Raw genomic sequence first — 7,130 nt, 5'->3', positions numbered from 1 at the left:
TCGCCCAGCTCGGGCAGTTTCTGGAGTACAAGGCACGCCGGCACGGCGTGCCCCTGGTGTACGTGGATCCCGCGTACACCAGCCAGCAGTGCTCACAGTGCCAGTACACAGACAAGAGGAACCGGGCCTCACAGGCCCGGTTCGAGTGCAGGTCGTGCGGCGTCGTTGCGCACGCTGACCTGAATGCTTCCCGCAACATCGCCCGTAAGGGCGAGGCTGCGTGGCTTGCGGGGCGTGCGTCACGCGTCCCAGCCCCTGCCTAGCAGGGGCTCAGATGCGGGAGAGCACACGACAGCCAGTCGTGTACCTACCTGCAAGCCCGGTCCCTCAGGGCCGGGTCAAGTTGACGATCGCCGGGTTCTCCTCCATCACGACCTCGCCGCCGAAGACGTCCGCGTAGAAGCGACGCGAGACCGCGACGTCCCGGACGGTCAGGAAGTGCGTCAGGAGGAGGCCGTGCTCGGGCACGGGGAGGTCGGCGGGCGATGCCGTCATCGTTGGTCACCCTTCTTCGAGGCGGGGTGGTCCCGGGTCCGCCGGGCGGTGCGGGGTGCCGTGGGTCCGGGATGCTCACCGTTACGCAGTGGTCGACCGGTACGGCCGGTGTTCTGTGACACAGGGCCGGTCCTGCGCCGGGGGCGGCGGGTCAGGCCGAGACGAGGCGGTGCGTGGTGCCGCTGCTGCTGGCGGACCACGCGTCGGGCATCGCCGCGGCGAGGGCGTGCTGGGCCCGCCAGCCGGTGCAGTGCCCGGGGGCGATCAGCCGCGGGGCGAAGTCCTGGAGCGCGCGGACGGTGGGGGCGATGACGGGTTCGAAGGCGGGGCCGGTCAGATGGAAGCCGCCCAGCAGGGCGTGCAGCGGTCCCACCCCGGTCAGCCGCCGCGCGTGGCGCACGATGTTGACGACTCCCGCGTGACCGCAGCCGGTGAGCACGACCAGGCCGCGGTCCCTCAGATGCACCACCAGCGCCTGGTCGTCGATGACCCGCGGGTCGTGCTCCCAGTGGTCGCCTCGCCACGCCTGGTGCGCGGCCGGCATGCCGTGCTCGAAATCCGTGGTGCGGTCCACCTCGCCGGTGATCAGCACGCTTCCGTCGACGAGGAGGGAGGGCCGGCTGCGTTCGACGACCTCGAACCCCTCCGCGTCGAGCGCCTTCCTGCTGAGGGTGGGCATGTCGAAGGTGCTCTGCGGGGTGTGGAGGCGGCGACGGGTCCAGGCCTGCGGATGGACGACCATCGGCATACGGCGGGCGCCGAGCCTGGCGGCGAGGCCGCCGAGGCCTCCCGCGTGGTCGAAGTGGCCGTGGCTGAGGACGACGCCCTGCAGACTCCCCAGGTCGACCGCGAGCCTGTCGGCGTTGGTGACCAGGCCCGAAGGCGACAGACCGGCGTCGAACAGCAGCACGGTCTCACGGTTGCCGCGGCGGACCGTGACGAGGGCGGAGAAGCCGTGCTCGGCCAGCAGGCCCACTGCCGTGTGTCCCGTCTCGAACTGGCCGGCCGCCGTGTCCGCGGGCCCGAACCCGGCCCTGATGGTGTGTTCGTCGCCGACGAGCAGGGCGTCGATGGTGTTGTCCATCAGCACCGTGACACGGACCTCGTCGACGGGCTGGAGGGTGATCGGGTCCACGGCACGGCCGGGCGCCGGCCGCGGGGCGGAGAGCGCCGCGTCGTGAGGGGTGGCGTGGGTGGTGTCGCACATGGCGGTTCCAGGTCTGTTCGCGCCGTGGGGGATCAGCCGCCGGCGCCGGTCAAGACGGCTCCAGACCGATGCTCCTCCGCTGGTCACGCCCGCGCAATCGCACCTACGAGAGGGCCGCGCTCCGGGCTCCCGGAGCGCGGCCCCCACACGACACGAACTAGGGGATCCGCACCGTCACGGACTTGCCGGGCTTGAGCGTGAGCCGCTTGCGGAAGCCGCCGGCGCGCAGCTCGGTCGTGGTCCCGCCGGTGCTGCGGACGGTCGCCTCGGTCACCTTGCCGTTGCGCCAGGCCAGGTCCACCTCGAAGCCGCCGCGGGCGCCGACGCCGGTCACGGAGCCCTTGGCCGCCCAGGCACCGGGGAGCGCGGGCAGGAGCTCGATGACGCCCGGCCGTGAGTAGAGGATCATCTCCAGCGCGGCGGCGGCACCGCCCAGGTTCGCGTCGATCTGGAAGATCGTGTAACTGCCCTGGCTGTACATGTCGAACCAGTTGGCCGAGGTGCCGTTGCTGTTGGTGATGGACGGACGCAGGACCGTCAGATAGAGCTGGTAGGCCTTCTCCGCGTCCTTCAGCCGGGACCAGCACAGCGACCGCCACGCGCACGCCCAGCCGTAGCTGTCCATGCCGCGGGCGGTCAGCAGCGCGCGGACCCCTTCGAGCAGCTCGGGCGAACTGGTGTCGGCGGCGATCCGGTCACCCGGGTAGAAGCCGATCAGCGGGGACAGGTGCCGGTGCGTGACCTCGCCGAGGTTGTCCGGGGTCATCCATTCCTCGAGCCAGCCGGTCTTCGGGCTCACCCGTGGCAGGTAGAGCTTGGCCTGCATGGCGTGCAGCTCGGCGGCCAGCTCGGTGTCCCGATCGAGCACCCGGGAGGCCGTCGTGAACTCCTCGAAGAGCTCCCACGCCAGCTCCTGCCCGTACGTGTTGCCCTTCCCGTCCGGGCCGTGCTCCGGCGACCAGGACGTGTCGTCGATCAGGACCTCGCGCGACGTCCCGTCCTCGTCCTTGACGGTGGTCGTGATCAGCCGCGCCTGCCAGAACTCCGCCGCGCCCTTGAGGACCGGGTAGATCAGCTCCAGGTACTCGCGGTCCTGGCTGTACTCGTAGTGCCGCCACAGCGAGTTGCACAGCCAGGCGTTGCCGGAGGGGTGCCAGGCCCAGCCGCTGCCGCCGTGGATGTTGGTGGAGAAGGCGACCGCCCACCCGGCGATCTTGCCCGAGCTGTTGCGGAACCGGTTGCGGTCGCTGTTGAACAGCCGCTTGGTGACATCGGTCCAGACGGGCAGCTGGGACACGCAGTACCGGGCGAGGGCGAGGGAGTTCTCGCCGAGGCCCGCCGGGTCGGCCAGCCAGTAGTTCATCTGGACGTTGATGTCGGTGTGGTAGTCGGCGTACCAGTCCGGGTTGTTGTTGTGCACCCAGATGCCCTGCAGGTTCATCGGCAGCCAGTCGCGGGAGCCGGTGATCGTCAGGTAGCGCCCGTACTGGACGTAGGCGGCCTCCAGTTCCGGGTCCGGCGTGGACGCGTCGGTGTACCGCACGGCTATGCGCGACCAGGAGTCCAGCGACCGCTGCAGCGCCGACGACTGGCCCAGGTCGATGGAGAAGCGGTTGTAGAGGCGGTGGTAGTCGGAGACGTGGGTCTTCAGCAGTTCGTTCCCCGGCACCTTCGCGGCGGCGGCGATCTTGGCGCGCGCCACGGTGAGGGGATCGGTGCCCGGCTCGCGGAAGTCCTTGGCGGCGTCGGGGGAGTAGTCGGTGCCGCCGCACACCACGATCACCAAGTCACGGCAACCGGCGAAGGACAGCTTGTCGCCGTCCACACTCACCCGGCCCGTGGCGCTGACCGCGGTCACCGCGGCGGCGTAGCGCAGGCCGTTCTTCAGCTTCCCGGCGAAGGAGAGCTGCCCGTTGCCGCCCGCGGTGGTCTCCCCGTGGGTGCCGGCCAGCGACACCGTACCGGTGTGCGGGCCGCCGGTGAGCCGGACGACGACCACGTCGTCCGGGTGGCTGGCGTAGACCTCGCGGCGGTGGAGGTTGCCCTCGTGCTGGTACGTCGCGGAGACCACGCCGTTGCTCAGGTCGAGCTGGCGGCGGTAGGAGGCGACCGCCTTGCCGGAGTGGCCGGGCAGCGCGATCCGGAGCTTGGCCAGCAGACCGAAGCTGCCGAAGTCATCCGGCCCGTAGGGGAGTTGACCGTCGTCGGTGAGGGTGTCGTTGCTGCCGCCGGTCCAGAACGCGCCGTCGGTCAGGTAGAGGAAGTCGTCCGCCGGATCGCAGCCGACGAGCGCGCCGAGCCGGCCGTTGCCGACGGGCAGGGCCTCCTGGATGATGCGCGCCTCGTTGGCGGGTGTGCGGTACCAGATCGACGTCGCCTTGCCCTCCGGGACGATGTCCACGCTGGACGGGCGGGCGGGAGCGGCGTGCGCGGCGAACGGGTAGAGGCCGCCCGACAGGGCGAGGCCTCCGCCGGTGGCACCGGCGATGCGGAGGAAGTCACGACGGGAAGAAGCGGACACGGCAAGGGTTCCCTTCCGGGGTTGCAGGAGCCCACAAAAAGTATTCATAAATAATCAACTTGTTTCGCCCATGTCAACGGCCGTCGACAGATTAACCCGATCTTTGCTTCCGCGGTTGTTGCACTTATGCCCTTTTGGCTAGCGATTTCCCCATCGTGGACGGGTAGTTGCAGGCTCCGCGACGCGATGAGATCGGATGTCTGGCGGTGGGGTGGAAGACACCGCGTACATCCCAAGCGCGACCAACCGGCGCGCGCCCTCGCATCCGTGACGGTCCGACGACCCCGCGGTGGGGAAGGACTGCACCGTGGACCATCCCGAAGCGACGAACGCGAATGCCTGGACCGTCTACGGAGCCCACCATGTGGAACGGGGCACGCAGGTCCCCGACGTGAAGGAGATCTCCTGGGGGTTCTGGCCCGACGGGCGCGCTGCGGACGTCCTGGGCGACGTACGAGGCCGGAGGGTCGCGGACCTCGGATCGGGCCTGGGCCGGCACGCCGCCCACCTCGCCCTGGCCCATGGAGCCGTGGTCGACGCCGTCGAGGCCTCGCCCACCCAGCACGAGCGCGCCGCGGCACGTTACGCGGGCGTGCCCGGGCTGCGCTTGGTCCTCGCGGACGCGGTCGACCATCTGAGGCGGGCGGATCCGTACGAAGTGATCTACTCCGTCCACGGTTTCGCGTACATCGACCCGCACCGGCTGCTGCCCGCCGTCGCGGGCGCCCTGGTACCGGGCGGCAGGCTCGTGTTCTCCGTCCTGCACACCGACTCCGACGGCCAGGGTCCCTCCAGCACCGTGACGGCACGCCCGCAGATCCTGCCTCTGGCGGGCGGCGGGCAACTGACCGTCCAGATGTGGGTCCTGGCACCGGAGCTGTGGCAGGACCTGCTGGAGGAGTACGGCCTCGTCGTCGAGCGGATCGACACCCTCGACGCCCCGGACGAAGACGTTCCGACGTCCTGCCGCCTCTTCCACGTACGCCGGCGCACCCGGGTCACCAGCCGCAACCGCACTGCCGATCCGCCGCCGCCGAACACCGCCCTCGGCGTGGGGGCGATCCTCCACGGCCCCCGCGGCCTGCTGCTGGGCCGGCACCGGCGGGGCACGTGGGAACTGCCCGGCGGTTCCGTCGAGCGGGGCGAGTCGCTGACGGGCACGGCGGCCCGCGAGGTGAAGGAGGAGACCGGGTGCACCGTACGCGAGGAGGACGTCGAGCTGCTCGGCCTGCTCCTGGACGAGGTCAGGGGCACGGTGCGGGCGACGGTCGCCGCGGTGATCACCGCATGGGACGGCGAGCCGGGTGATCAGCCCGGTGAGAGCGTGGGCGACTGGCGATGGTGGCCCCTCGACCGGCTCCCCGACGGCCTCTTCATCCCGAGCGCCCAGTGTCTGACCACCTGGCGCCCCGGCCTGCCGATCGAGCACCCGCCCGCCCGGCTCCACCCCCTTCATCCGGGCGACACCTCGGCTTCCCGCGGCGAAGAGGCGTGAGGTCAGGGGCGAAGGCTAATGGGTTGCCCGGGGTGACGGTGGTCTGGATGATCTCCGACGTGAACCCTTTCGCCTTCATGCAGAAAGCCCGCCTCGCGCGGTGGGTCCGTACGCAGTTCGACCCCACCGAGTACGGGATGGTGCCCTTCGCGATGCTCGACGCCGGACGGGCCGGCCCGCCCACGCCCGCTCGCCGGGTCGAGGAGATGCAGGCGGTCGCGGACGCCGCGTGGGCGGGTGACTGGCGCACGGCGGCCTCGTACGTGGACCGCGCCGGGGAGGAATGGGCGGAGCGCTGGCACCGGCTGGAAGTGCTGCAGGAGATCGCCGGGCACGACGACGCCTGGCTGGACGAGTGGCGCCGAAAGGACCCGGACAACGGCGACGCCGCCACACTGCATGCCCAACTGCTCGTGCACCGGGCATGGGAGATCCGGGGACCCGGGTACGTGAACCAGGTCTCGCCCGAGCGCATGCAGCGTTTCCGGCAGATGCTGCCTGCTGCCATGGAGGCCGCGCAGCACGCCGCCGAGCTCGCGCCGCGCGATCCGGGGCCCTGGGTCGTCATGATCACCACCGCACGTCCCCTCAAGTACCGCGGCATGCAGTTCAACACGCTGTGGGAGGGCCTGGTCGAACGCGCCCCTCACCACTACTCGGGCCACTGGCAGGCCCTGCAGTACTGGTGCGCCAAGTGGTGCGGAACCGACAAGCAGATGATGGACTTCGCCGAGCGCGCCGTGCGCAACGCTCCGGAGGGCAGCCCGCTGGCAGGCATCTACCTGCACGCCCTGTCCGAACTCACCGAACGCCACGGCGCTTCGGCGCCCGTGACCACGGCCAAGGTCAAGGGCATCCTGGCGGAGGTCGCCCGGTCGCTGAGCCACGTGCCCGAGGACGCCGAGGCACTGCCGCGCCTTCGGCACCTGCTCGCGTACTACCTGGGGGAGAACGGCGACCACGCCGCCGCCCTCGAGCAGTTCCGGCTCATCGGCCCGTGGTGCGGCGCGGAACCGTGGACGGACAAGCGCGACCCGGTCGCCGCCTTCCAACTCGCCCGCGGCATCGCCGCCGCCAGGACGGAGGACGGCAAGCTGCCGGCCGACGCGGGCAGCCTCGCCCGCTGGGGCCGCACCGGCGGGTGACGGCAGGCCGGACGGGCCCGGCCGCGCACGCACCGCCGCAGCGCCGCCGGGCCTGTCGCACGCACCTCCCGCAGAAGCGGCCCTTGCCGCCCCGGTGGGTGAGGCCCACCCCACCGGGGCGGCCGCACGTGGTGGAAACGCTCCAAGCCCGACCAGCGATCTTTGTCCCCGGCAAAGCCGGTTCCCAAGTGGGCGCTGCCGCAGACTGGCAGCACGCGGTGACCGAGCCGGCCGCCGCGCCGCCACCCGGCCGACCCAAGGACTGCC

Annotated in this window: 5 protein-coding genes and 1 pseudogene; 3 read left to right on the top strand and 3 right to left on the bottom strand. The window is 71.2% G+C overall.

Features of this window, described 5'->3' with window-relative positions:
* The coding region (locus CHF15_RS38360) for a zinc ribbon domain-containing protein (RefSeq protein WP_143681726.1) at nt 1–263 on the top strand (263 nt) is incomplete at its 5' end.
* A gap of 76 nt (nt 264–339) precedes the next feature.
* On the opposite strand, the pseudogene CHF15_RS38355 reads toward CHF15_RS38360, so the two are convergent.
* The 3 genes and pseudogenes from CHF15_RS38355 to CHF15_RS38345 all read right to left on the bottom strand — a co-directional run.
* Nucleotides 340–495 (bottom strand): annotated as a pseudogene (locus CHF15_RS38355) (VOC family protein); the annotation flags it as partial.
* A gap of 151 nt (nt 496–646) precedes the next feature.
* On the bottom strand, nt 647–1,702 hold the full coding sequence (locus CHF15_RS38350; RefSeq protein WP_089228567.1) for an MBL fold metallo-hydrolase: 1,056 nt from the start codon (nt 1,700–1,702) through the stop codon (nt 647–649).
* Between the two features lie 157 nt (nt 1,703–1,859).
* Nucleotides 1,860–4,223 carry a glycosyl hydrolase family 95 catalytic domain-containing protein gene (locus CHF15_RS38345; protein ID WP_089228566.1) on the bottom strand — a complete coding sequence of 788 codons (2,364 nt, stop codon included), beginning with the start codon at nt 4,221–4,223 and terminating at the stop codon, nt 1,860–1,862.
* 307 nt (nt 4,224–4,530) lie between these two features.
* Here CHF15_RS38345 and CHF15_RS38340 point away from each other — a divergent pair, with 307 nt between their 5' ends.
* Together CHF15_RS38340 and CHF15_RS38335 are read left to right on the top strand one after the other, a co-directional pair.
* Nucleotides 4,531–5,718: a bifunctional class I SAM-dependent methyltransferase/NUDIX hydrolase gene (locus tag CHF15_RS38340; protein ID WP_089228565.1), complete on the top strand. Its 1,188-nt coding sequence runs from the start codon at nt 4,531–4,533 to the stop codon at nt 5,716–5,718.
* A gap of 59 nt (nt 5,719–5,777) precedes the next feature.
* Nucleotides 5,778–6,863: a hypothetical protein gene (locus tag CHF15_RS38335; protein WP_245939268.1), complete on the top strand. Its 1,086-nt coding sequence runs from the start codon at nt 5,778–5,780 to the stop codon at nt 6,861–6,863.
* The last annotated feature ends 267 nt before the right edge of the window (nt 6,864–7,130 follow it).

The sequence above is a fragment of the Actinacidiphila glaucinigra genome (assembly GCF_900188405.1).
Classification (GTDB): Bacteria; Actinomycetota; Actinomycetes; order Streptomycetales; family Streptomycetaceae; genus Actinacidiphila; species Actinacidiphila glaucinigra.
The sequence above is the reverse complement of the archived record's forward strand: the minus strand, read 5'-3'. Positions and strand labels throughout refer to the sequence as shown.